The organism is Arcticibacterium sp. SM2516, assembly GCF_057914865.1.
In genome coordinates this window covers 3,797,741-3,822,429 of the sequence record NZ_CP195290.1, presented here as the reverse complement: position 1 = coordinate 3,822,429, position 24,689 = coordinate 3,797,741, and the positions used below count along the sequence as shown (strand labels likewise).

Here is a 24,689-nt window from a genome sequence, read left to right as displayed (position 1 = left end):
GATTAAATCGGTAGTCTTTCAAAGAAAGCAAAAACTCTGTAGGACGCAGACATCAATACCTTTTTTAGGAAACTTCGGTCATCTACTTTTATATCTCCTTTTGCGTAAACGCAATCAAAGGCTTTAAAATATTTATTAGCGTAGTTTTCTATCTGTGCTCTGTACGATTTGAAAAGAGGAGCTAAGTCTGGTCTGCTATTTAGGTCGAATCTGTTTTGCCATCTTGATATATTGATAGGGTCTGCAGAATTCATGCCACTGTAATGATAAAAGATTAAGGGCTCACCATTTACATAGTACTTTCCGTTTTTTTCGGTAATGGTTCTTTCGTGTAGATTCCAGTAAGCGATGTTATAACCCGGATTTTTTTCAATAACAACATTGTCAAAATAAAGAGGCACCATGTTACAGTACAGCTGATCCACAAACATCCCTTTTTGGATGTCCATGTAGCACTCTGTACGAAGTTTTATCATCCACCAGTTCATAAACTCGTCTACTGATTTCGACCTTTTTACGGCCAAAAACCCTAGATTGTATATACCGTTGACAAACATTTCTTGCTCTGTACGAGAACAATTGTCATAGACTGGTGTATAAAAATGGGGTGTTAAGACAATGTCAGATTCCTCTAATCTGTTTTCTATGCCTTGGAACGTATCAAAGATTTCAATATCAGGGTCTATGTAGTAGAAGTTGATAAGATCTGGGCGACTCTTTAAGAAATAGTTGAAATAGAATGGCTTTACCGCGGTGTTTAATTCTGTGATGTCGTATCGTTCACACATCTCGTCAAAGCCTTCGATACCAATTTTGTGAACTTCTAGAATATTTAAGCCCTCAATTTTTGATGGGTCAATATCTCTACCTTCTATTTTGTCGCATAAGCCTATTACAAATTCAAAATTCGGGTTGGTTCTTTTTAACGACTCTGAAAGTACTTTGGCTTGAGCCAAATAGTTGACAGAGCATATGGTAAAAGCAAGTGTTTTCGACATTAAAAGGAGGGTTCTTCTATTTCAATGATTGACAAAGTTAATAGGAATATTGGTTTTGTAGGAGCGAAACCAAAAAGTGAGATGAGCTTAAATGCAAAACCACCAAAGCAACTGGTATAAGTCAGCTTTGGTGGTTTTTTTTAAGCCTATGATTACGCTAATTCAGTCTGACGACTGTTACGTTTTCTTTCGTTTTCGTCTAAGTATATTTTACGCATTCTTAGAGATTTTGGAGTGATTTCTAAGTACTCGTCTTTTTGGATATATTCCATACAATCTTCTAATGAGAATTGTACTTTGGGAGCAATCTTAACTTGATCATCTGCACCAGAGGATCTCATGTTACTTAATTTTTTAGTAGTTTGTAAGTTAACCACGATGTCATTCTGACGATTGTGCTCACCGACTACCATACCCATGTAAATCTCTTCTCCTGGATCAATAAAGAATACCCCTCTATCTTGAAGTTTATCTAAAGAGTAAGGAATGGCAGGTCCGTTGGCCATTGAAATAAGAGAACCGTTTATTCTTCCTGGTAAAGTTCCTTTATATGGCTCGTAAGACTTGAATCTATGATTCATGATAGCTTCACCTTGTGTGGCTGTAAGTACATTACTTCTTAAGCCGATAAGACCTCTAGATGGAATGTTGAATTCAAGGTGTTGCAAATCGCCTTTAGGCTCCATAATAAGTAACTCACCTTTTTTCTGTGTAGCAAGCTCAATTACTTTACCAGCACTTTCTTCAGGTACATCTACTACTAAGGTTTCAATAGGCTCTAATCTTTCACCGTTCTCTCCTGTTTTGAAGATTACTTGTGGCTGACCTACTTGAAGCTCATAACCTTCTCTACGCATTGTTTCTATCAATACAGAAAGGTGAAGAATACCTCTACCAAATACGATAAATTTATCTTCAGACTCACCTTGCTCTACTTTAAGGGCTAGGTTCTTCTCCATTTCTTTCATCAATCTATCTCTCAAGTGACGAGAAGTGACAAATTTGCCATCTTGTCCAAAGAAAGGAGAGTTGTTAATAGTGAAGAGCATATTCATCGTAGGCTCATCAATAGAAATTCTTGGAAGAGCTTCTGGTTGATCTATATCTGCTACAGTATCTCCAATCTCAAACCCTTCGATACCTGTGATAGCACAGATTTCTCCAGAAGATACTTCTGATACTCTAACTCTACCAAGACCTTCAAAAACATGAAGTTCTTTGATTTTATTTCTTTTCAGTGAGCCATCAGCAGTGCAAAGCATTACATTCTGACCTTCTTTAAGAACGCCTCTAGCTACCAATCCAATGGCAATTCTACCTACGAAAGAAGAATAATCTAAAGAAGTGATTTGCATTTGAGCAGGACCTTCTTGTGTTTTTGCCGCAGGAATATGCTCAATAACCGCATCTAAAAGAGCGATAATGTTATCCGTTGGTTTTTGCCAATCATCACTCATCCAGCCTTGTTTAGAAGAACCGTAAAGTGTAGGGAAATCTAGTTGGTCGTCTGTAGCATTAAGGTTAAACATTAAGTCGAAAACCATTTCGTGAACCTCGTCTGGTCTACAGTTTTCTTTGTCAACTTTATTAACAACTACTATTGGCTTAAGTCCTAAGTCCAACGCTTTACCTAATACGAAACGCGTCTGAGGCATTGGACCTTCAAATGCATCTACTAAAAGGATAACTCCGTCAGCTAATTTCAACACACGCTCCACTTCACCTCCGAAATCGGCGTGACCAGGTGTGTCAATAATATTTATTTTGGTGTTACCATATCTTACAGATACGTTTTTTGAAACGATGGTAATTCCACGTTCTCTTTCTAAATCATTGTTGTCAAGGATTAGATCACCAAATTCCTGATTTTCACGAAATATTTTAGAAGCGTGGATGATCTTATCCACCAAAGTCGTTTTGCCGTGATCTACGTGGGCAATTATCGCGATATTTCTAATGTCTTGCATAATTTTTAATTTTCTAGAGAGAACATTTTGTTAACTAGAAGTTTATGAAAAAGTCCGCAAAAGTAACCATAAATATCCTGAAAGACTATTACAGTATTTTAATATATGATTAATCTACTGATAGTTAAATAATTGATTGGCATTGTGCAATTACTTGTGTATTCACTATCCGTGTAAACTTCTTGCTCTCATTACGATAGCTTAATGTTTGAGGCGTCGTATCCTCTTAAAAGCTCATCAATTTTTAGTCTTTTTTTGCCAGGAATTTGAAGATTGAGGAGCCCTATCCTGCCATCCGCGGTTGAAACTTCTATAAAAGACTTATTGTCGGTATGTATCTGGCCTGATGTTTCTTTGTCGTTACGCTCTATGATGATAGAATCAAATATTTTTAAAGAGCCAATGGTATCGGTTTCGTTGGACTGGAAATTTGTCCAAGCTCCAGGATAGGGGCTAAGGCCACGTATAAAATCATATACTTCTTTAGAAGTCATAGACCAGTCTATTTGGCAGTCTTCTTTAAATATTTTAGGGGCAGACTTCAATTGCTCAAACTCCTCTTGTTCTATCTGTGGGTAGTCATTGTTTTCAATGGCCTTTACGGTTTTTAGCACCAGTTGGCCGCCTAACTGCATAAGTTTATCATGAACGCTGCCTGCATTGTCGTTTGCTGAAATGTCAATGGTCTCTTGGAATATGATTTTTCCGGTATCAATTTCTTTTTCAATAAAAAAGGTGGTGACGCCAGTTTGGGTTTCACCATTAATAACGGCCCAATTTATAGGTGCTGCCCCTCTGTACTGAGGAAGTAAAGAGCCATGTAGGTTAATGGTACCTGATGTCGGCATAGCCCAAACCACTTCAGGAAGCATTCTGAAAGCCACCACAACTTGAAGGTCTGCTTTGTAGCTTTTTAATTCTTCTATAAATTCAGCGTTTTTTAACTTGGGTGGTTGTAGGACTGGAATGTTCTGAGAAAGTGCGTAAGTTTTTACAGGCGATTGCTGTAGTTTTTTCCCTCTTCCTGCGGGTTTGTCGGGTGCTGTTAGCACCGCAACAACCTGAAGATCAGATTCTACTAAAACCTTGAGGCTTTCTACCGCAAAGTCGGGTGTACCCATAAATATGATTCTCATGCTTGTTTTCTTTTGGATAAGTCTACAAAGCTAGAAAAAATGAAATTTGAAATGTGGTCTACCTGTTGATTTACCGAGAATAATTTGTAGTTTTGAAATGAAAATTTTGAAAATGAGGAAAGAACAAAAAATAATAATATTTAAAGAGCGACTCTGAACTAGTTTCCAGAATACAAAATTTGTTTGTTTGGAACGGTAAGATTTACGCCGTTCTTTTTTTTTACCCACCTGTGAAGGCGGGCAATTTTTTTTTAATAACACTAGTAAAATTTTATATATATGTCAAAATATCAATACTATACCAAAGAGGGTTATGAGAACCTTAAGAATAAGCTCGCTTATTTAAAAGGAAAAGGAAGACAAGACATAGCCGCTCAAATTTCTGAAGCAAGAGATAAAGGAGATTTATCTGAGAATGCTGAATATGATGCAGCCAAAGATGCACAGGGTCATATGGAATCTGAGATATCAAAATTGGAAACGCTGATGTCTGTAGCGAGAATTTTGGATGAGTCTACCATTGACAATTCAAAGGTTTCATTATTGAACAAAGTGACCATAAAGAACTTAAAGAATGGGGCCAAAATGACTTACACTTTGGTGGCAGAGGAAGAAGCAGATTTAAAGCAAGGGAAGATTTCTATTAATTCTCCTTTTGCAAAAGGGCTTTTAGGTAAAGCTGTGGGAGATAAAGCAGAGATTCAGGCTCCAGCAGGTGTGGTGGAAGTAGAAGTAGTAGAAATAACCATGTAATCAAGTTATCAACAATGGCGTCTATATTTTCAAAAATTATTAGTGGTGAAATACCTTGTCATAAAATTGCAGAGACGGAAGATTTCTTGGCTTTTTTAGATGTTTTTCCATGTGCTAAAGGTCATACTTTAGTGATTCCTAAAAAGGAGGTAGATTACATTTTTGACCTCGACGATGATTTGTATCTGGGTTTAATGGCTTTTGCGAAGAGTTTGACTTCAGCTCTTAAAGGAGCCGTACCTTGTAAAAGAATAGGAGTGGCGGTGATTGGCCTTGAAGTGCCACATGCACATGTTCATCTAATTCCTTTAAATAGCATGGCGGACATTGATTTTAATCACAAAATAAAGATTTCTGATCAAGAACTTTCTGAGATTTCTGCTTCAATTCGAGGTTTACTTTAACTGGTATTATCCATAGATTATCCTTACCTTTTAGGTCAATAAACAAACTATAAAATTTAAAATATTATGGCAATCGTTAAAGTAATTGAACTCATAGCATCTTCGGAAATAAGCATAGAAGATGCCATTCAAAATGCAGTCACTTCAGCATCAAAATCTATTCATAATATAGATTCAGTTTATGTGCAAGATATTAAAGCACATGTGCAGGATGGTAAAGTGACTACCTACGGATGTATATGCAAACTGTCTTTTAGAGTAGACGCCTAGGCATTAAGAAAGCTTGGTTTTCAATGAATTAAACTCCTTTTTTAGGGAGTTTTTTTCGTATAAGGCAGCGTAGGTAAAATCTACGATGGGCATATAAGCCTTAATTTTTTTGTTGATTTCGTAAATACTTTTGACGGCATAATACCCTTCAGCCACCATATTCATTTCCATTTGAGCGGTTTTTACGCGGTATCCTCTACCAATCATACCTCCAAAGGTTCTGTTTCTACTAAACTGAGAGTAGGCTGTTACTAAAAGATCACCTAGATATGCTGAGGAAATAAGTTCTCTTTCTAATGGGGCAAGTAAACTGACAAAGCGTTTGATTTCCAGCATGGCATTTGACACCATAACCGCTTGGAAATTATCCCCGGCCCCCAGCCCATGTGTGATTCCGCAGGCAAGAGCCACAATGTTTTTCATTACTGCTGAAAGTTCTACCCCGTATAAATCTGTTATAGCTGAGGTATTGACATATCTGCAGGCTAGAATTTCAGCGAACTTCTGACCCACTTCTAAATCTGGTGCAGCTATGGTTAGGTAAGATTGTTTTTCTGAAGCAACTTCCTCTGCATGACAAGGTCCCGCTATAGCACACTGACGAATAAGAGGGATGTCATAGCTGTTGAGTAAGAAATCAGAGATGAGTTCATTGCTTTTTGGAATCATTCCTTTTACGGCAGATACCATATACTTCCCTTCGAAATCACTCTTTTTTACACTAGAAATGGCCTCGGCAAGAAATGCCGCTGGAATGGCTAAAATAACCCACTCAGTATTTTTGAGAGCTTCTTTTAGGTTTATGTACGGCTTTACCTTTGAAGGGTGAAACTCTATACTGCTAAGATATTTAGGATTGTGATGGTGTTTTTTGATATGCTCTACAGCTTCGTGGCTTCTCATCCACCACTTTATCTTGATTTTACTATTCTCACTTAATATTTTAACCAATGCCGTGGCCCAGCTTCCTCCTCCTATGACTGTAACTTTCATAAAGCAAATATATTTCTTAGATAACGAAAAAGAGAAGACTGACGGTCTTCTCTTTTTCAAATTAGCCAATAAGTGACGCTTTTAATCTTCTTTCTTGTCTTGTTTTTTCTTTTCAGTAACGCGGTCTCCTTCTTTCAGGCGTTTAGAAACTTCTACAAAAGGGCCAGAAATGATAATGTCTCCTGCCTTTAGGCCTTCTATTACCTCTATGGTACCTGCTTGGGTATCTGTAATTCCTGTTTTTACTTCTCTTATTTTAGCAACACCATTGTCGTTGATGAAAACAATCTCCTTAAGCTTTTCTTTTGAAGCTATGATTTCTTCTTTAGCTCCTAAGTTCATACCGTTATCTTTATTTTCTTTTTCCTCCGTGTCTTTTTCATCACCACTTCTTGTGGTTACGGCCGAAATGGGCACAGAGATAACATTTGTTTTAGTTTCCGTGATGATATCTACTGTGGCGGTCATACCCGGTTTAAAAGGATATCTACTCCTTGAGAGCAACTCTTTATAAGAAGAGGGTAATATGTTTATTCTTACTTCAAACTCGGTTACTGCTTCCGTAGAATTGGCATTCGCGGCCAGTGAGCCACCAGAGCCATTCGCGGTATTGGCTATGTGCGTTATTACGCCCATAAATTGTTTGTCGTCAGCACTGTAGGCATCTACATCAATCACCACTTTATCTTCTTGACTTACTCTTACAATGTCGTTTTCGTTAACATTGACACGAACCTCCATGTTGTTCAAGTTCGCAATTCTTAGCATTTCTGTCCCTGCCATTTGAGATGTACCCACCACTCTTTCTCCAAGCTCCACCACTAATTTTGAAACTATACCGTTCATTGGGGCATAAATATTGGTTTTTCTAAGGTTTTCAGAAGCATCTTTGAGGTTGGCCTCAGCACTTTTAATACCATACTTAGCGGCTTCATAACTGGCTTTAGCGGCTTCTAAATCTTGTTTTGCCACTCGGAAGTTGGTCTCTGAGATTTCATAGTCTGAGCGAGAGACCACTTTGTCGTCAAACAACTGCTTTTGTCTTTTAAAGTCCAATTCGGCTCTTAAAAGTTGAGACTCGGCTCGTGCTATCTGAGATTTTGACTGTTCTGCAGAAGCTTTAGATTGATTCACCCCAGCCCTAAATCTTTCAACCACAGAAATGTAGTTTTCCGGTTGTATTTTAAGCAGTAACTGTCCTTTTCTGACGGAGTCTCCTTCTTCAATGTACAGGCCAATGATTTCGCCAGGAACATCAGGAGTGATGGAAACTTCTAATTCTGGTTGGATTTTTCCAGAAGCAGAAACGGTTTCTGTCAAATCGGATGTGGTGACTGTAGTAAATTCTACTTCAGTGGGTTTTTCTTGTCCTATCCATCCTTTTTGCTTCGCGAGGAATAGTAAGGCTATAAAAATTAGGGCAATAATCCCTACTATCCACCATATTTTATTCGATTTCTTATTCATTACTTTTCGTTTTTATATCAGAATTCTAGTGGTTTGTTTTGATAAAAATCTAAGATTTTAATCTTAAAAATGTAATCGTATTTAGCTTGTATTTGATTGGCTAAGGCTCTGTCTAAATTGGTTTTGGCTAAATTGTAATCTACAAAATTTGATGCACCGGCATTATAGCTAGCTTCTGCAGCTTCAAATGCTTTTTCAAGAGCGTTTACTTGAACTCTATTGGCACTGTAACTTTTTGACGCGTTGAGCATATTAATGTAGGCTTGGTCTATATTTTGCCTAATGGTCACTTTGGTGATTTCAGTATTGAGTTTAGATTGTAACTTCTGAATTTCGGCGGACTGTGTTTGGTATTTCTTGTTGAATCCATTAAAAATAGGAATCTGAGCAGAAACACCGATGTAGACATTTTGATTGTTGTTTATTTGGTTGAAGTAAGGGATGCTCTCTCTTACAAACCCCTGCTGAGGGAAATTGACGATGAAAGGAATGGTTTGCCCTTCAAATTCTGCCGTAACAGCCGTTGGTTTATAGGTAGTTTCACCTGGTAAGATGTTTTTGGCAATTGTGGAGTAAGAAGACCCCCATCCCAAATTAGCTCTTAAGCTTGGTAAGCCAACGGACTTGGCTATCTGAATATTAACCTCTGCCATTTTTTCTCCCATAACGGATGATTTTACCTCTGGGAGATAATTTATGGCGGCTTCATAAACTTCTGTGGGGGTTTCAGGATATAGCTGTAGTGAAGGACTTGGCAGGTCTACTCTTTCTACCTGAAGCTCTTGGTCTCCTGTTAGGTTCATATTTTGCTTAAGCGTTAGGATGTTAGACTGTCGTGCATTTTCTGCATTGACCAGTTGCAGTTCGTCGTTGGCTAACTGGGCGTTTAGGTTAAACATATTAGTTTCTGGCAATGCCCCTGCTTGTACCAATTTGGAGGTGCGGTCTAATTGAAGCTGGCTGACAATCACGTTTTGACGAGCCACTTCTATCATATCTTCTGAAGACAGTACATTTAGATAGGATACTGCTATTTGAAGAGAGATATTGTTCTTTTGAGTCTCCACGTCCAGTTTGGCAGCCTCCAAGTCCATCTCACTCCTAAGAATAGTATTTTTTAATCTATACCCGTTATAAAGTATCATGCCAGCGGTTGCTCCCAGAGAGTTGGTTCCGATGGTGCTGGTTACTACATCATTTGAAAAAGGGTCAATGTTCCTACCAAAATTGGTGTTGGCGTTAAACTGTCCATTTATGCTTGGAAGAATGTTTGCTTTGGATTGATTTAGCCTAACTATACTGCTTTCTATGGCTAGCTGGTTTTGTCTTAAAGTAATATTATGTTCTAAAGCGTAATCTATGCAGTTATAAAGTGAATAGGTTTTGGAATCATTGGCTCCAGAGAGTTTGGTCTGAGCCTTGGAACTGAACGCTGCTAGTAAAAGAATAAAAAAAAATCTATAATTCATCCGTGTCGTCTGTTTGCAGTGACAATGTTAGTAAACATTGTTTATTCCTATAGGTGGAATAGGATAAGCGGCAGATTGACTAAATGAAAAGGGCAATTTTGAATATTTAGGTTGATGATAATACTCAAAATTTTGTTTGGATAGGCTGTTTTGATGGCTATTTTTGTCACGTTTTGATTTGAACAAATAAATATTCTATGACTACTCTTTTAATTCTAGTTTTTATTATAGGCTATGTAGGAATTGTGCTAGAACACAATATTTCTATAGATAAATCGGCTTCCGCGTTGCTTACGGGAGCACTTTGCTGGACAGTGGTGGCTTTCATGTCTCACGACCCGGTACATTTAAATGAAGAACTTTTACATCACTTAAGTGAGATAGCCAGTATCCTGTTTTTTTTAATGGGAGCCATGACCATTGTGGAGCTTATTGACACCTATGATGGCTTTGATATTATCACCGATAGAATTAATACCAGAAGCCAGACTAAGCTGATGTGGATTATATGTATCCTAACGTTTTTCTTGTCTGCTCTTTTGGATAACCTTACTACTACTATAGTGATGGTGACATTAATGAGGAAGATAATTGACAAGGCTGAAACCAGGATGATTTTTGTGGGTCTTATTGTGGTAGCGGCAAACGCTGGAGGAGCTTGGTCTCCGATGGGTGATGTAACTACCACCATGCTATGGATAGGTGGACAGATTAGTGCGGGTAATATTATTTATAAACTGATTCTGCCAAGTTTAGTTTGTATGCTAGTACCAGTTTTGGCTATTATGCCGTCGCTAAAAGGTGATTTACCTAAGAAGTCCTTTATTTCTGATGGTGAAATTTACCATTCTAAAGGCGAGAAGCTTATTATTTTCTGTGTGGGTATCGGTGGATTACTTTCTGTACCACTTTTTAAAACGGTGACACATCTTCCGCCATTTATGGGTATGATGTTGGCTTTAGGAGTAATTTGGTTAGTTACTGAGCTTATTTTGAAAGATAAGAATGAGCACTTTAGAAAGAATTACTCTGTTTATAAGGCATTAGAAAAAGTAGATATGCCGAGTGTACTCTTTTTCTTGGGAATTCTTTTGGCGGTGTCTGCTTTGCAAACGGAAGGTGTTTTATCAGGTTTAGCGGGTTGGTTAACAGAAACAATAGGAAACCAAACGATAACTGTGGTTCTTATTGGTTTGTTTTCTTCCATTGTAGATAACGTTCCTTTGGTAGCGGCTTCTATGGGAATGTATGATTTGGCTACATACCCAATGGATGATTCTTTCTGGGAGTTATTGGCATACTGTGCAGGTACAGGTGGAAGTGCACTTATTATAGGTTCTGCCGCTGGGGTAGCTGCTATGGGCATGGAGAAAATAAATTTCTTCTGGTATGTAAAGAAAATTTCATGGTTAGCTCTGATAGGATATTTCGCGGGTATTGGTATGTATCTTCTGTTATTTTAGCCTCACGTTTTATTTATAGTCTTTTTTTGATTAAAAGTTAGTATAGGTTAATTAACTATTATATTTATTTAGTAGCTCTTTTTCAGTTGGTTCGTGTATTGAAAACGGATCTTGTCACCTTAGTGATGAGTTCCGTTTTTCTTTTTTGCATGCCTTAGTAATATAATCGGATAAAATAGTGCTAAAATCATTTGTCTGATTAAATGGTACTATAATGCGTTTTTATTTACCTTTGCTGATGTAGGTTTACTTCATAACCCTAACGAAATAAACTACAGTAACCCCTAATTCCTTTTTCTTTATCAAATTTTTCAACTATTTAAAATCTTAATTCTATGAGAAAAAAACTATCTATATGGAAAGTTTTTAGCCTCACCTTGATCTCGTTTTACTCTATGGCTCAGACCGTAAGTATTACAGGGAAAGTGGTGGAGGATGATGGTTCTCCTCTATATGGGGTGAACGTAACTGTAAAAGGTACTACGAATGGTACCGTTACCAATGATGGCGGAAATTATACTATTTCTGTCAAGAAGGGTGAGTTACTTACTTACAGTTATATCGGGTTTGAGTCGCAAAGTATAACCGTGGCTAATTCAAACGTGATCAATGTAACATTAGCACCTGACAACAATGCTTTAGGAGAGGTAGTGGTAACAGCCTTAGGTGTGGCACGTGATAAGAGAGCTCTTCAGTATTCCGTTACAGAAGTAAGTGGAGAGAATTTCACTAAAGCACGTGAAAACAATTTAGGAAATTCACTTTCTGGTAGAATTGCTGGTGTGAACGTTTCTGCACCATCTACTGGTCCTGGAGGTTCTTCTAGAATTATTATTCGAGGAAATAAAACGCTTGGAGGTCAAAACCAGCCGCTTTATGTAATTGATGGTGTACCTATGGATAATAGCCAAAATGGTAATGCTGGTATGTGGGGTGGTTCAGATGGCGGAGATGGTCTGTCTAGCTTAAACCCGGATGACATTGAGTCTATTACGGTATTGAAAGGAGCCAATGCTGCAGCCCTTTATGGTTCTAGAGGTGGTAATGGTGTAATTAACGTAACAACTAAAAAAGGAACCAAAAGAAAAGGCCTTGGTGTTGAATATGGTTTGAATTACGTAGCGGAAGCTATCAACGATCAGTCAGAATTACAAAATCAATTTGGTCAAGGTGCTTATGTAAATGGCGTGGCTACTAAGCCTACTAGTATGCAGCAGGCGAGTGATTGGGGACTTCAAGGCTGGGGTCCTAAATTTGATGGAAGCCAAATTCCTACTGTGTTTGGAGAAACTAGGCCTTACAGCTATGCAGGAAATAACTTTGACAGATTTTATGAAACTGGAGGTGCTTTGACAAATTCTGTTGCTTTAAGTGGCGGAAACGGTCAGCAAAACTTTAGATTATCTTTAGCAGATTTACGTTCAACTAGTATTGTACCTAATGCTGGTTTTGATAGAACTAATATTTCATTTGCTACCAATTCTAAATTTGGCAAAAAATTGACTGTTTCTGGTAAGATTCTTTACTCTAAAGAGAATGCAAAGAATAGACCTAAAGTATCAGATTCGCCTGGTAACTCTAATGAGGCTGTTTGGAGACTTCCTGGTAATGTTAACATAGAAGACACTAAAGGAGACCCGAATAAGCCGGGTGCACTACCTGATGGTTTAGCGGCCAATGTTTATTCTGCCGGCGGAAGAGAGGCTGGCGATGAAATGCTGTCAAACTATTCTAATTTCTGGGGTTCCAATGCGTATTGGTCGGCTTATCAATATAATAATACTACGGTAAGAGATCGTGTAACGGCCTCTGGTCAGGTAAGATATGACATTACAGATTTCTTGTATGTTCAAGGTAGGTTAAGCACTGACTTTTATTATACAAAAGGCGAAGGTTTAACTCCTCAAGGAACTGGATACGCTCAAGGTGGTAGTATTGGTGAGTCTTTCCAAAATCGCCAAGAAAATAACATTGATGCCATGATTGGTTATGATGATGTTTTTGGAAAAATATCCGTAAACGCTTTTGTTGGTGGAAATAAGCAGTATAGTAAGTACGAGCAAATCAGTGCTAGTGGAAACGGTTTCTCAGTACCTTTCTTCCATTCTTTGAATTCCGCTAATAACAGAAACTTTGGTTACGGATTCTCAGAGTCTGGTATTAATTCTGTTTTTGGTTCTGCGGAAGTTGGATACGATAATTATTTGTTCTTAACAGCTACAGCTAGACAAGATAAGTTCTCTATCTTAAATGGTAAGGATATTCTTTATCCTTCTGTAGGAGGTAGTTTTGTGTTTAGTGATGCATTTGTGGATGCAATGCCTTCTTGGATGAGTTTTGGAAAATTGAGAGCTTCTTGGGCTCAGGTAGGTTTAACAGGTTCTTTAGGGGCTTATCAAACCACTCAACCTTATGGATTGAGTAGTAATCCTCACTTGGAAAGAAACATGGCGAGGTTTGCAAATAGTGGAACTATTGCTAACCCATTTGTTAATCCAGCTTTATCTACTGAAATGGAAGTTGGTTTAGATTTACGTTTTCTTAATGGGCGTTTTGGTTTAGATCTAGGTTATTATGACCAAAAGACAACCAATGATATCCTTAATGCGTCAATTGCAACATCTTCTGGATTTAATTCTACGACTGTGAACGTTGGTGAGTTGACAAATAAAGGATTTGAATTCTTATTTACAGCTTCGCCAATTAGAAAAACTGATTTTTCTTGGGATATTTCATTGAATTTTGCAACAAATAAAAATGAGGTTGTGAGTTTAATTGAAGGTTCTACGGAGCTATCTTTTGAGGAGTCTAGAACGCAAACTTCTCGTATCAAGCACATCGTAGGACAGCCTTATGGTGTAATTACTGGTATAACGCAAAAAATGATAAATGGACAACCTGTATTTACAGCCGAAGGACTTCCTGTAAGAGATGATGTTTATAATGAAATTGGCCAATCTGTTGCTAAATTAACTGGAGGTCTTAATAATAACTTTGCGTATAAAGGCTTCAATTTAAGTTTCTTAATTGACACTAAAATTGGGGGTGAGATTCATTCTGGAACCAACCAATCTCTGGATCAGTGGGGTTTCTCTCAGAATTCTCTTCAAGGAAGAGAAGGTCAAGCTCCTCTTACGGTTTCTGGTGTTACTCAAAATGGAGAGCCTTTGAATTTAACATTGACGCCACAGCAAGCAAGTGCTTATTGGAATAATTTGGGAAGTAGAAATGCTCTGGCATATATATATGATGCAAGTTTTGTGAAACTTCGTCAATTGGTATTTGGATATAAATTACCAAGAGAAGTGATATCTAAGACTCCATTTCAAGCCATTAGTCTTTCTTTTGTTGGTAGAAATTTGGCTGTTCTTTATAAGAACATACCTAATATAGACCCAGAATCTAGTTATTCAAGTGTAGGTGGTGCTCAAGGGCTAGAGTATTTTGCTCTTCCTGCCACTAGAACTTACGGTGTAAGTTTGAACATTACGTATTAATCTAAAACTTTGAAAATAAGATGAAAAAAATAGTATTATGCTTCTTTTCACTTCTTTTGATTAACACAAGTTGTAATCAAGATGATTTGGTGAAATTAAATATCAACCCACAAGCAATAAACGAGATCGACATGAACTTCTTGTTTACATCAGCTCAGTTGGGTACTGCTTCTGGCGGAGACCGAGGTGATAATAGATATATTGACTGGCGTACCAACATGGGAATGTTTGCCCATGCCATACAGCAAATTGCCAATGTTGGCGGTGGTATAGCTCCAGGTGATAAATACACCGACAACGCTGAGGTAAATTCTGCACCTTGGGATTTTCTTTATAATGGACCTTTACAAAATCTGGGTGAGATTATAATTCAAACGGGGCCTGGAGGTTTTCAGGAAGGTCAAAGAGCAAATCTGCATCAAGCGGCTAGAATTCTGAAGGCGTATAACTTCATGAGATTGACTGATTATTATGGAAATATTCCTTATTCTGAGGCTTCAAAAGGCAAGTCGGCCGGAATCTTCTTTCCTAAATTTGATAAGCAGGAAACTATTTATGCGGATCTCTTGAAAGAGGTTTCTGAGGCTACTACCGCTTTAAGTGCAAGTGCACCAGATGCCGGTTTCGCAAAAGCAGATTTGTTTTATGATGGAGACATTGCTAAATGGAAGAAATTTGGAAACTCTCTATTATTAAGAATGGCGATGCGTGTTTCTAATGTAGACGCGGCTGCCACTACCAAATACGCTACACAAGCGATAGCTGGTGGTCTTATGACGTCTAATTCTGACAGAGCTAGAATACATACCGCTTTAGGACCAAGTGAATGGACTAATCAAAATGGTATTTCTAGAGCTTTTGCAGATGGTGATGGTGGTCAGCCCTCTCCTTTGAGTGCAAGGTTGGTTAACTGGTTAAAGACCAAAAATGACCCACGTTTGATGATTTTAAGTGGAGGAGTTGGAAAGGCAGGAGCAAGAAATAAGGAAGCTGCGGCACAAAAAGGTCTACCTAATGGATTAGATACAGGTACGCTTCAAGATTTCTTAGGAAAGACGGGAGCAAATCCAATGGAAGAGTTTTCTGTTATTAATCCTTTATTGTTACAAGATGATGAGGATTATGTTTTCATGAACTATTCTGAAGTAGAGTTTTTGCTTGCAGAAGCTGCTGCGAGAGGAATTGCTGGTGCTACTGATGCTGCAGGACATTATGCTAAAGGAGTAAAAGCTGCTATTCAGCAGTATGATCATTATGATGCTTCATTTGTAGTTTCTGATGCTGCGGCAAATGCTTATGTAGTGGCTAACCCTTATAATGGTTTAGAGTCTATAGGTGAGCAAATGTGGGTAAGTAAATTCTTCAACTGGTGGGAAGCATGGGCGGACTGGAAAAGAACTGGTTTCCCTAAATTAACTCCGGTGAACTATCTAGGTAACATTACTAATGGAACGATTCCTCGTAAATTGAGAATTCCAAATAGTGAATTATCTACCAACGCAGATAATTTCCAATCAGGTGCTACACTACCAAATGAGTATACTACTCGTGTTTGGTGGGATGTTAAGTAAGTTTTAAATTTTGATAAATTTCGAAAAGGGGGCCATTACTTGGCTCCCTTTTTGTTTTATTTTCAGAGTATTCTTACACCTAACCTTTTAGGTAAAGTTGAAACAGAGTTAAACCCGCTTTATGCATTAGAAACTCTCCAGATAGCTATCGGGACCGTAGCTAAATTGCTTAAAATCATTTCGTAAATCCATTTAAACTCAATCACTAGAACCCTTCGACAAAAAGCTCAGGGTAAACGCTATGCTAATTTCGTTTAAATGTCTGCTTTATTCCACTTTAACTACTCATTACGATTCTCCAATGCACAAACCGGGTTAAATTTGAGAGAGGTTGAAAGGTAAGATAATGACGATATCTAGAGACTAAATGGCTTTAGTTTTGCTGTTTTATTTAACTTGAATTAGACTTAAAACGAATAAGCTTTGACTCCAGCATTGTTTCTGGCTACAATCATTTTATTACCGAAAGTTAATACATCACGGATTTGACCTTTTATGTCAATTCCTGCTTCTTGGTTGGTCATAGGAAGGAAAGTCTTATTACCCATACCTTTGAGTAAAACGCCACGGCTGGCATCGTGACGACCGAGCTGCGGTTTTAAACCGTAAAAATTACCTCCGAGCCAAATGTCCATTATGCCATCATGGTTAAAGTCGGCAACGGAAATACCAAAAACGGGTGAAACTTGGGCTTCTAAAGGCAATGCTTGAAATTTAAACTGACCATTTTCATTCCAAAGGATGCCTGTCTTTAGGTTTTCCGCTTTTAAGGAGAGCTTGCTGTTATGGTCTGGATTTGTGACAAAATCCGCATATTTCATATTGGCAAATGCCGCGAACTTGATGTTCTTTTTCTTTAAGGAAGGAATCTGAGTGGTGATTTCCATCTTTGAGGCAAACGGATATAGTTCGTTATTTCCAGGAGCTTTCCAGTTAATGATAAAATCTGTTTTCCCATTGCCGTCCAAATCATCCACTTGTAGGTCTATTGGAAGTTGAGACGATGTTTGGAATTTGGTGTTAAGGCCCCAGTTTCCGAGAACGAAATCTAAGTCTCCGTCATTGTCTAAATCTTTTGATTCTATTCTTTGCCACCAGCCTGTGCTATTTGGGACTAGGATGGGTTTAGATAATTTGCCTTTTTCATTCATGAAAATTTTGATGGGCATCCAGTCGCCCACCACAATAAGGTCTTTGTCACCATCTGAATCTATGTCTTCCCATGCGGCGTCGGTAACCATTCCTAAATGGGTAATTTCTGGGTCTGCAAGGCTTACCCAAGCTCCATTCTCATTTCGGAATAAATAACTTTTTGGGCTTAATCCGTAACTTCCAACTACCGCCCTTGCTCCTAAAAAGAAATCAGGATCGCCATCTTGGTCAAAATCGCTTACCTCTAAAGTAGAAAAGTTTCCTACTACAGGAGGTATATGATTGGGGTCAACGGTAAAGTTCCCTTGACCGTCGTTGATATACAGTCTTACGATATAGTTGATTTGGTCTACGCCAGATTCATTTCCTCCAGCACCTATCAATAAATCATTGTCGCCATCAGCGTCATAATCTAAGAAAGACCCACAAGTGCTTTCAAAGCCCTTATCTGTTTCAAAACTGACTGAAGGTTTAAATTTAAAAGTACCATTTTTTTGCTGGATAAAAAGTTTGTCATCGTCTCCCTTTGCACCTAATAATATAAAATCTTCAAGCTTGTCACCATTGGCATCACCGGCGATTAATCTTGGACCTTCTGTGGAGAGCATTTGATGTAAAAGATATTCGTGATCGAAGTCATTATAGTTGTTTTCGTGATGAACAGCCTCTGGTGATATTAATTTCTCCGTAATGTCTGAAAACCAAGGTGCTATTTTTGACTGTTCATGGCTATAAATTCCGGTGGCGTTTTCATAGCTAAGATTCAATAACTGGTCGGCATTTACCTTTTCCATAATCTGGAATTTTCTGTCTGGCCAGATCACGGTTATTTTTTTAATCGACGTGGTTTTACCTAAACCAAAGAGCAATTGTGGTTCTATACTGCTTTCAAAACCCCTATTGATGAAATTTTCTAAAACCTGTGTTTGGTTTTCAGTTTCCACCACAACTTTGGCTCCAATGCCAAATGGGTTTTTCGAAGAACCCGAAAATTTGACTTTTAAATAATGATTCTCGGAAGTGTGATTTTCATATATAAAACTCGGCATGTTGACATTGTTTACCACCAAATCGAGATCGCCATCATTATCTAAATCGGCATAAACGGAACCATTGCTGAAAGAAGGTTTCTCAAGCCCTAAATTGACGGCTTCGTTTTCAAACTGTAAATTGGATTTTTGCACAAAAGCATAATTCATCAAAGGTGTGGATGGCATATGCTGTGTAAGCTTGGTCAAATCTTTGTCTGCTTCACCATTGTTCAAGCTTTTTCTGATTTCTGGTTCTTCCACAAATTCCCTAAAGTCGCCTGAGATAATGTCTTTATAAATCCCATTGGCTACAAAAATGTCTTTTATGCCATTATTATCAAAATCAAAAAACAGAGCACCCCAGCTCCAATCCGTGGCAGACACGCCGCTTAGTAAGGCTATTTCCTGAAATTCGGCTTTCCCATTGTTTAGCTGAAGACCATTTTGAATCATTTGGTAATGGTAGTTACCTCGGTATTTCAAATCCTCTAGATGAAAGGGTTCAAAAGTGGTCATTGTTTTAATTCGGTAATTGTCGGCAGGAAGCATATCCGTGGTGAATATTTCTGGGTAACCATCGCCGTTAAGATCACCAATATCTGCACCCATGCTTGACACAGAGCAATAATTGATTCTATTGTTTAAGTCTTCCGTGAACGTGCCGTCACCGTTATTGAGATAGAGATAATCTCTTTCCCAGAAATCGTTGCTGATGTATATATCAGGCAAGAAATCACCGTTTAAGTCGCCGGTGGCTACACCTAAGCCAAAACCAATTTTACTGCTATATATGCCAGCTTCTTTGGATACATCGGTAAAAACATTGCCATCATTTCTCATGAGCCTATCGCCTCCAATAGGATCTGGAATATCTCTCATGCTCTGGTATAGTTCTATCCTGTCTGGCTCTTTAAAGCTGTTATTAAGAATATAACAATCTAAATCACCATCTAAATCATAATCGAAAAATGCGGCGTGTGTGCCATATCCTCGGTTATTGAGATTGTATTCCTTCGCCATTTCTGTAAATGTGCCGTCCTGATTATTAATGAATAGCTCATTTTCTTTTTGTTCGCCCTCTAAATCTCCAGAGTTACAGACATATATATCTAGCCATCCGTCGGCATTGACATCTGTCATACTCACTCCAGTGCTCCAGGCTTTAGTGCCTCCAGTTCCAGATGTTTCTGTAATGTCTTCAAAAGTGAAGTTTCCTTTGTTGAGATAAAGTTTATTTTTCTTTTGGTTGGCGGTAAAGTAAAGATCTGGTAGGCCGTCGTTGTTGATATCTCCCACTGCCACGCCGCCGCCATTATAGAAGTTGCGAAAGGTTAAAATATTAAACTCCTTGGTTTCTTTAACCTCATTTATAAAGTCAATACCCGTTTCTTCCGCCGTTTTTAATTCAAAAAGTTTTTGTTTATCGCTTGATTTCTGACAAGAAAGGAATTGACCAGCAATAACTATATAAAAGAGAAAAACTCGCATTAAAGGTTAGGTTTTTGATAATTACAGTATGTCAAATTTAGTTTAAAAAATTGGAGGTTTTTTAGTTAATTTTGACTGATACGTAAAGGAAAGCTTAGTTTAGCTGAAGTGTAGTTTGAAGACTAAAAATGGTAAAAAATGTGTAAAAAGTATCTTTGGGTCGCCTTATTTTTAATAGGGGGGATGTCGGTTTCTTGTAAGGAAGAGAGAAAGCCTAACATCATATATATTCTTACGGACGATTTGGGAATAGGCGATGTTTCTGCTTACAATTCCGAAGCTAAGTTCCAAACAGCCAATATTGCTAATTTAAGTAAGGAAGGAATGCGTTTTACCGATGCCCATTCGGGTTCAGCCGTTTGTACACCCACGCGTTACGGTGTATTAACAGGCCGTTATAGTTGGCGAGGCGTTATGAAAAAAGGGGTGACATGGAGTTACGATTCTTCCATCATAGAGACAGACAGGGTTACAGTGGCACAGATGCTAAAAGAAAATGGTTATAAAACGGCATGTATTGGTAAATGGCACTTGGGTTTAGACTGGGCTATAGATAGCACCAGTAAATGGCCAGTGGATTTCGCTCAAAAAGTAGGGAATGGTCCTAACCAGTACGGTTTTGATTATTCTTACATCATTCCTGCATCACTCGATATTCCTCCTTACGTTTATTTGGAGAATAATAAGGTAACTGCACAGCCAGATAAAGAAACAGAGAATAAAAGTGAATATGGCTGGTGGCGTTTAGGGGCTACAGGGTCTGATTTTTCTCATGAAGAGGTGCTCCCAAACTTTTCTGCACAAGCGGTAAAGTATATCAATGAAAACAAAGACGAACCTTTCTTTTTATACTTATCCTTAGCCGCTCCGCATACGCCTATTTTACCAGATGCTAAGCATAAAGGTAAAAGTGGTCTGAACGAATACGGCGATTTTGTGATGATGGTAGATGAAGTAGTTGGCAATGTTACTGCTGCCCTAAAAGCGAACGGCTTAGATGAAAACACATTAATAATTTTCACTTCTGATAATGGTTGTGCACCGTATGCGGGCACAAAGGAAATGGAGACCAAAGGTCATTTTTCAAGCATGCAATACCGGGGTTATAAAGCTGAAATATATGAAGGAGGCCATAGAATTCCTTTCATTGCTAAATGGGCAAACAAAATCAAGGCTAGCTCTATTTCAGATGAAACCATTTGTTTGACAGACTTTATGGCTACTTGTGCTGGATTATTGAATATTTCTTTAGGAGATGACATGGCTGAAGATAGTTATGATTTGTCGTCGCTTTTAATGGGAGGTACTTCTATTGAAAACATTAGAGAGGCTACCGTACATCATGCTATGGATGGTTCTTTTGCCATAAGAAAAGGAGATTGGAAATTGATTTTAACTTCTGGTAGCGGTGGCTGGAAAAGTGATGAAAATGAATTGCAAGTTCAAAATGCTACCCATCCATTTCAATTGTATAATCTAAAAGAAGACGAAAGAGAAAGGAAAAATCTGGTAGAAAATTATCCTGAAAAAGTAGAGGAGCTGAGGTCTTTATTAGAGCAATATGTGCTGGAAGGAAGAAGCACTACTGGTGAAAAACAGGCCTACGTTAAAAGTGAGAATTGGCCCGGTTTGGACTGGATGAATAAATGAGAACTATATTTTTTCTATTTCTAATTCCTTTTCAGGTTTTTTCGCAAGAATCTTGGACAACGGTTTTGCCAACCGTGGGTACTTTTTCTTCACCCAGGCTGACAGATTTAAATAGAGATGGGGTGAAGGACATAATTATAGGTGCTGGTAGGTTAGAGTTTCAAGCTTGCGATACCGCCATGCTAGCTCTGGATGGAGTCACTGGGAAGCTACTCTGGAAGGTACCTGCCAAAGACCAGATTTTTGTATCGGCAGGTTTAAACGATGTGGATCAGGATGGTGTTATGGATGTCTTTCTGGGTGGACGTTCATCAGAGTTAAAGGCAATTAATGGAGAAACAGGAGAGGTAATTTGGTCTTTTGACACGTTAAAGTATTCGGAAAATGGGGACAAACGTTGGTTTAACTTTTATAACCCGCAATTTATACATGATGTAGATGCCGACGGAATTTCAGATATTTTGATTGCAAATGGTGGGGACATTATGGTGAAGCCACATGACCATAATAGAGCGGAGGGCAGACTGTGTATTATATCGTCAAAAACCGGAGTACTTTTGGCAGATGCGACTATGCCAGACCATCATGAAATTTATATGTCTGCAGTGGTAGAGATAAACGCTGAAGACCCCGTAAAATCTAAGATTATTTTTGGAACGGGGGGGGAAACAACGCCGGGGAGTTTATTTGTGGGCACTTTGGAAATGGTTCTTAATGGGGATCTTAGCTCATCAAAAAAATTGGCAGATGGCTTTGAGAAAGGATTTATTTCTCCACCAGCTTGGGTAGATATTAATAAAGATGATATAAGAGACATTGTTAGTAGTTCTGTGGATGGGAGATTATTGGCATTTGATGGTAAAACATACGACCAATTATGGCAAATGCGATTGCCAAATACAGAGTCTTATGGCTCCATGGCGATTGGCATGTTTAATTCGGACGATATTCCCGATTTTTTTGTGTCTTACGCTCAAGGTGTTTGGCCGGAGTTATCTTGGACCATGCAGGCCATGGTGAATGGAGCTAATGGTCAGGTGGAATATTTAGACTCTCTAGGTTATTACCAAACGTCTAGTCCAATAGCTTTTGACATAACAGGAGACGGTCTGGATGAAGTGATATTGAGCGTAGATTATCAAGTTCTGGACTCTTTGGGCCGAAAATCTTTTTATAGTACATTGTACGCCATAGAGTTTAGTCAGCCTATGGCACTTCCCTTGGTAGATGGTATTCCAGGTCATAATGTTTCTTCTACACCTTTGGTAGGAGATTTGGATGATGATGGTTTCTTGGAAATTATATACTGCCATGGCACCAATGCCTACCAAACATATACTTTTGATGGTCTTAGAATAAATTGTTTGAAAACCTCGATACCTATTTTAAAACCTATAAAATGGGGTGCGTATATGGGTAGTGATTATGATGGGGTGTATAAATAATTAAAATATGAAGTTGATTTTAACAATTCTTGAATCTGGTATTTTAATCATCTTGTCCGGAATCCATTTTAACTGGGTTTTCGGTGGAAAGTTTGGCTTCGATGTAGCCATTCCAACCAATCACAAGGGAGAGAAAGTACTTCATCCTAAAGCCATAGACAGTTTAATAGTGGCATCAGGACTCCTTATTTTTGGACTTTATTTTTTAATAAAACAAGGTTTGATAACTGTTAAGCTACCTACGTCCATTGATAAATATGGTGGGTGGGTTATATGCACTATTTTCTTATTCAGAGCCATTGGCGACTTTAAATATGTGGGTTTCTTTCATAAAGTGAGAGGAACCAACTTTTCAGATATGGACCTTAAATTATTTTCTCCCCTTTGTTTAATATTAAGTTTAGTCGGATATTATCTTATTGCTTAAAAACACCATTTCCATCTGTTCCCATATATGCTCCCCATAGGATTGGAGCGTTTATTTCAACTGAAGTACTGATTCTTTTAACCTGCATTCCTAGAAAAGCCAGAAGGTTGGCACTAGGACTAAAGTATTGACAATGAATAATATCAAGATAGCCGTCATGGTCTAAGTCGCCAATCCAAGGCGTACTGAAAATATTTTTAAATTTCCCAAGCTCTTCAATGTCTTGAACTCTTTGATTCTTGAAATCGATGGCTAGCAGTTTGGTCGAAACTTCAATGTCTTCTGGGGAAGTAAAACCAAGTTCACAGTTATATTCATTGATGCTAATGATGGCTTCGTCTGTTCCGTCATCATTGAGGTCATAGATGACTGGAGATGAAAAACCAGTGCAACCAAGCGTGTTGGTATATGCCACTTTTCCGGTTTTTCCATCTAGCATAATTTGTACAGAGCCTGTACTTTGGGGCCAAATACCTTTACTTACAAAAGTAAAAAGGTCTGGCGTTTGGTCGCCATTAAAATTGCCAATGGCAAATCCATTACTAGATTCTGTATCTGGAATTTCTTGGCTCCAAAGCAGTCTCTTAGTTTTGCCATTAATGGCCGAAATTTTACTGCCATGAGAAATAGATACTACGTCATAAAAACCGTCATTGTTCAAGTCTACAGCCACAGAAGGAGCTATATAACCATGACCGGTCCTGTCTGAATAAATAATTTCTGATTGGCTGATGTCGTTGTTTTTTAGGTCGCTTAAGGAGCATAGGTATAAGCTTCCATTGATGGTTTCACCACCCGTACCAAATACTATATTTTCACTTCCGTCAGGTTGTTTGAAATACAGTGGAGACATATAAGATTCTAGTCCGTCTGGCATGGTGTCGGCGGCTATAACACTGCCATCTTTACTGTTCAAAATCATCAAGATACCGGCATACCTATTTTCCATGGTGTTTGGTGCGGCTTTAGGGTTACCGCCTGTCACCACAAGTAGGTCTTCGGTGTTATCATTGTTTTGGTCAGGGATGATGATCGCGTTTTGAAAGTTATATTTGGCGTGTTTTAATTTAGGGTGATCGTCATATTTGAACGCCCATTTCCAGATGTTCTCACCCGTTTTTCCGTCTATCCCATAAAACTGATTTGACCTTCCGCCAATAAAAACATCTTTTACACCATCTTCATTGACATCAAGTAGTGTGGCGGAGCCATATATTTGATCTATGGTTGCGTGACTCCAGATTATTTCGCCTGTTTTTCCATCTAGGGCTAAAACTCCTTGGTCGGACGATTGGTATTCATTTTTTCCCGCTCCTATAATAATGTCTAGCACCCCATCATTATTAAGGTCAGCGGTTTTAGGAGAAGACTGAGAGCCTATGACGGGTAGGTTTGTAGTCCAGGTTAATTCCGTTTTTTTTGATGAACAGGAAAGTCCAATAAGGACAATTAAAGTAATCGGAAATAATTTTGTCATCTTGATTTTGGAAATAATTTTGGGTGTCCGC

General features: G+C 38.3%; 17 protein-coding genes. 9 read left to right on the top strand and 8 right to left on the bottom strand.

Annotated elements, in window-relative coordinates; genetic code table 11:
* Positions 1-2 precede the first annotated feature (2 nt).
* The 3 genes from ACSBFT_RS15910 to fmt all read right to left on the bottom strand — a co-directional run bounded on the left by ACSBFT_RS15910 (position 3) and on the right by fmt (position 4,101).
* Positions 3-998, bottom strand: a complete 996-nt coding sequence (locus tag ACSBFT_RS15910; RefSeq protein WP_489601396.1) for a glycosyl transferase — start codon at positions 996-998, stop codon at positions 3-5.
* Between the two features lie 152 nt (positions 999-1,150).
* Complete coding sequence (gene typA, locus ACSBFT_RS15905) at positions 1,151-2,965, bottom strand: translational GTPase TypA (protein WP_463044720.1); 1,815 nt, start codon at positions 2,963-2,965, stop codon at positions 1,151-1,153.
* A 191-nt stretch (positions 2,966-3,156) separates the two neighbouring features.
* Positions 3,157-4,101 (bottom strand): methionyl-tRNA formyltransferase, encoded by a 945-nt coding sequence (gene fmt / locus ACSBFT_RS15900; protein WP_489601395.1) that lies wholly within the window; start codon positions 4,099-4,101, stop codon positions 3,157-3,159.
* A 279-nt stretch (positions 4,102-4,380) separates the two neighbouring features.
* On the opposite strand from fmt, the gene greA reads away from it, so the two are divergent.
* The 3 genes from greA to ACSBFT_RS15885 all read left to right on the top strand — a co-directional run bounded on the left by greA (position 4,381) and on the right by ACSBFT_RS15885 (position 5,528).
* On the top strand, positions 4,381-4,854 hold the full coding sequence (gene greA / locus ACSBFT_RS15895) for a transcription elongation factor GreA (RefSeq protein WP_463044722.1): 474 nt from the start codon (positions 4,381-4,383) through the stop codon (positions 4,852-4,854).
* A gap of 14 nt (positions 4,855-4,868) precedes the next feature.
* Positions 4,869-5,258, top strand: coding sequence for an HIT family protein (locus ACSBFT_RS15890; protein ID WP_463044723.1), 390 nt, complete (start codon positions 4,869-4,871; stop codon positions 5,256-5,258).
* 66 nt (positions 5,259-5,324) lie between these two features.
* The gene (locus ACSBFT_RS15885; RefSeq protein ID WP_463044724.1) at positions 5,325-5,528 is read left to right on the top strand and encodes a dodecin family protein; all 204 of its coding nucleotides are present in this window, start codon (positions 5,325-5,327) and stop codon (positions 5,526-5,528) included.
* 3 nt (positions 5,529-5,531) lie between these two features.
* On the opposite strand, the gene ACSBFT_RS15880 is transcribed toward ACSBFT_RS15885, so the two are convergent.
* The 3 genes from ACSBFT_RS15880 to ACSBFT_RS15870 all read right to left on the bottom strand — a co-directional run bounded on the left by ACSBFT_RS15880 (position 5,532) and on the right by ACSBFT_RS15870 (position 9,457).
* The gene (locus ACSBFT_RS15880; RefSeq protein ID WP_489601394.1) at positions 5,532-6,521 is read right to left on the bottom strand and encodes an NAD(P)H-dependent glycerol-3-phosphate dehydrogenase; all 990 of its coding nucleotides are present in this window, start codon (positions 6,519-6,521) and stop codon (positions 5,532-5,534) included.
* Positions 6,522-6,602: 81 nt separating this feature from the next.
* Positions 6,603-7,988, bottom strand: a complete 1,386-nt coding sequence (locus ACSBFT_RS15875) for an efflux RND transporter periplasmic adaptor subunit (protein ID WP_463044726.1) — start codon at positions 7,986-7,988, stop codon at positions 6,603-6,605.
* Positions 7,989-8,005: 17 nt separating this feature from the next.
* Positions 8,006-9,457, bottom strand: coding sequence for a TolC family protein (locus ACSBFT_RS15870; protein WP_489601392.1), 1,452 nt, complete (start codon positions 9,455-9,457; stop codon positions 8,006-8,008).
* A 197-nt stretch (positions 9,458-9,654) separates the two neighbouring features.
* Between ACSBFT_RS15870 and nhaD the strand changes: the two genes are divergently transcribed.
* The 3 genes from nhaD (at position 9,655) to ACSBFT_RS15855 (ending at position 15,988) form a co-directional block, all read left to right on the top strand.
* Entirely contained in the window at positions 9,655-10,920 is a 1,266-nt protein-coding gene (gene nhaD, locus ACSBFT_RS15865; protein WP_463044728.1) for a sodium:proton antiporter NhaD, read from the top strand.
* Between the two features lie 335 nt (positions 10,921-11,255).
* On the top strand, positions 11,256-14,417 hold the full coding sequence (locus ACSBFT_RS15860) for a SusC/RagA family TonB-linked outer membrane protein (protein WP_489601390.1): 3,162 nt from the start codon (positions 11,256-11,258) through the stop codon (positions 14,415-14,417).
* Between the two features lie 20 nt (positions 14,418-14,437).
* Positions 14,438-15,988 carry a SusD/RagB family nutrient-binding outer membrane lipoprotein gene (locus tag ACSBFT_RS15855; RefSeq protein WP_489601389.1) on the top strand — a complete coding sequence of 517 codons (1,551 nt, stop codon included), beginning with the start codon at positions 14,438-14,440 and terminating at the stop codon, positions 15,986-15,988.
* A gap of 407 nt (positions 15,989-16,395) precedes the next feature.
* On the opposite strand, the gene ACSBFT_RS15850 is transcribed toward ACSBFT_RS15855, so the two are convergent.
* Positions 16,396-19,659, bottom strand: a complete 3,264-nt coding sequence (locus ACSBFT_RS15850; RefSeq protein WP_489601388.1) for a VCBS repeat-containing protein — start codon at positions 19,657-19,659, stop codon at positions 16,396-16,398.
* Positions 19,660-19,797: 138 nt separating this feature from the next.
* Here ACSBFT_RS15850 and ACSBFT_RS15845 point away from each other — a divergent pair, with 138 nt between their 5' ends.
* From ACSBFT_RS15845 to ACSBFT_RS15835, 3 genes are read left to right on the top strand one after another with little or no spacing between them, the layout of a single operon-like run.
* Complete coding sequence (locus tag ACSBFT_RS15845; protein ID WP_489601386.1) at positions 19,798-21,309, top strand: sulfatase family protein; 1,512 nt, start codon at positions 19,798-19,800, stop codon at positions 21,307-21,309.
* Entirely contained in the window at positions 21,306-22,754 is a 1,449-nt protein-coding gene (locus tag ACSBFT_RS15840; RefSeq protein ID WP_489601384.1) for an outer membrane protein assembly factor BamB family protein, read from the top strand. The genes ACSBFT_RS15845 and ACSBFT_RS15840 overlap by 4 nt, the downstream gene beginning before the upstream one ends.
* A gap of 7 nt (positions 22,755-22,761) precedes the next feature.
* Positions 22,762-23,181: a DUF3995 domain-containing protein gene (locus ACSBFT_RS15835; RefSeq protein WP_489601383.1), complete on the top strand. Its 420-nt coding sequence runs from the start codon at positions 22,762-22,764 to the stop codon at positions 23,179-23,181.
* Here ACSBFT_RS15835 and ACSBFT_RS15830 read toward each other — a convergent pair.
* The gene (locus ACSBFT_RS15830; protein WP_489601381.1) at positions 23,171-24,658 is read right to left on the bottom strand and encodes an FG-GAP repeat domain-containing protein; all 1,488 of its coding nucleotides are present in this window, start codon (positions 24,656-24,658) and stop codon (positions 23,171-23,173) included. The two genes, ACSBFT_RS15835 and ACSBFT_RS15830, sit on opposite strands and share 11 nt — an antisense overlap.
* Positions 24,659-24,689 lie beyond the last annotated feature (31 nt).

Bases quoted from the DNA above. Each gene is read 5' to 3' on its own strand.
- ACSBFT_RS15910 (WP_489601396.1), bottom strand. From the start codon at position 998: ATGTCGAAAACACTTGCTTTTACCATATGCTCTGTCAACTATTTGGCT.
- typA (WP_463044720.1), bottom strand. From the start codon at position 2,965: ATGCAAGACATTAGAAATATCGCGATAATTGCCCACGTAGATCACGGC.
- fmt (WP_489601395.1), bottom strand. From the start codon at position 4,101: ATGAGAATCATATTTATGGGTACACCCGACTTTGCGGTAGAAAGCCTC.
- greA (WP_463044722.1), top strand. From the start codon at position 4,381: ATGTCAAAATATCAATACTATACCAAAGAGGGTTATGAGAACCTTAAG.
- ACSBFT_RS15890 (WP_463044723.1), top strand. From the start codon at position 4,869: ATGGCGTCTATATTTTCAAAAATTATTAGTGGTGAAATACCTTGTCAT.
- ACSBFT_RS15885 (WP_463044724.1), top strand. From the start codon at position 5,325: ATGGCAATCGTTAAAGTAATTGAACTCATAGCATCTTCGGAAATAAGC.
- ACSBFT_RS15880 (WP_489601394.1), bottom strand. From the start codon at position 6,521: ATGAAAGTTACAGTCATAGGAGGAGGAAGCTGGGCCACGGCATTGGTT.
- ACSBFT_RS15875 (WP_463044726.1), bottom strand. From the start codon at position 7,988: ATGAATAAGAAATCGAATAAAATATGGTGGATAGTAGGGATTATTGCC.
- ACSBFT_RS15870 (WP_489601392.1), bottom strand. From the start codon at position 9,457: ATGAATTATAGATTTTTTTTTATTCTTTTACTAGCAGCGTTCAGTTCC.
- nhaD (WP_463044728.1), top strand. From the start codon at position 9,655: ATGACTACTCTTTTAATTCTAGTTTTTATTATAGGCTATGTAGGAATT.
- ACSBFT_RS15860 (WP_489601390.1), top strand. From the start codon at position 11,256: ATGAGAAAAAAACTATCTATATGGAAAGTTTTTAGCCTCACCTTGATC.
- ACSBFT_RS15855 (WP_489601389.1), top strand. From the start codon at position 14,438: ATGAAAAAAATAGTATTATGCTTCTTTTCACTTCTTTTGATTAACACA.
- ACSBFT_RS15850 (WP_489601388.1), bottom strand. From the start codon at position 19,659: ATGCGAGTTTTTCTCTTTTATATAGTTATTGCTGGTCAATTCCTTTCT.
- ACSBFT_RS15845 (WP_489601386.1), top strand. From the start codon at position 19,798: ATGTGTAAAAAGTATCTTTGGGTCGCCTTATTTTTAATAGGGGGGATG.
- ACSBFT_RS15840 (WP_489601384.1), top strand. From the start codon at position 21,306: ATGAGAACTATATTTTTTCTATTTCTAATTCCTTTTCAGGTTTTTTCG.
- ACSBFT_RS15835 (WP_489601383.1), top strand. From the start codon at position 22,762: ATGAAGTTGATTTTAACAATTCTTGAATCTGGTATTTTAATCATCTTG.
- ACSBFT_RS15830 (WP_489601381.1), bottom strand. From the start codon at position 24,658: ATGACAAAATTATTTCCGATTACTTTAATTGTCCTTATTGGACTTTCC.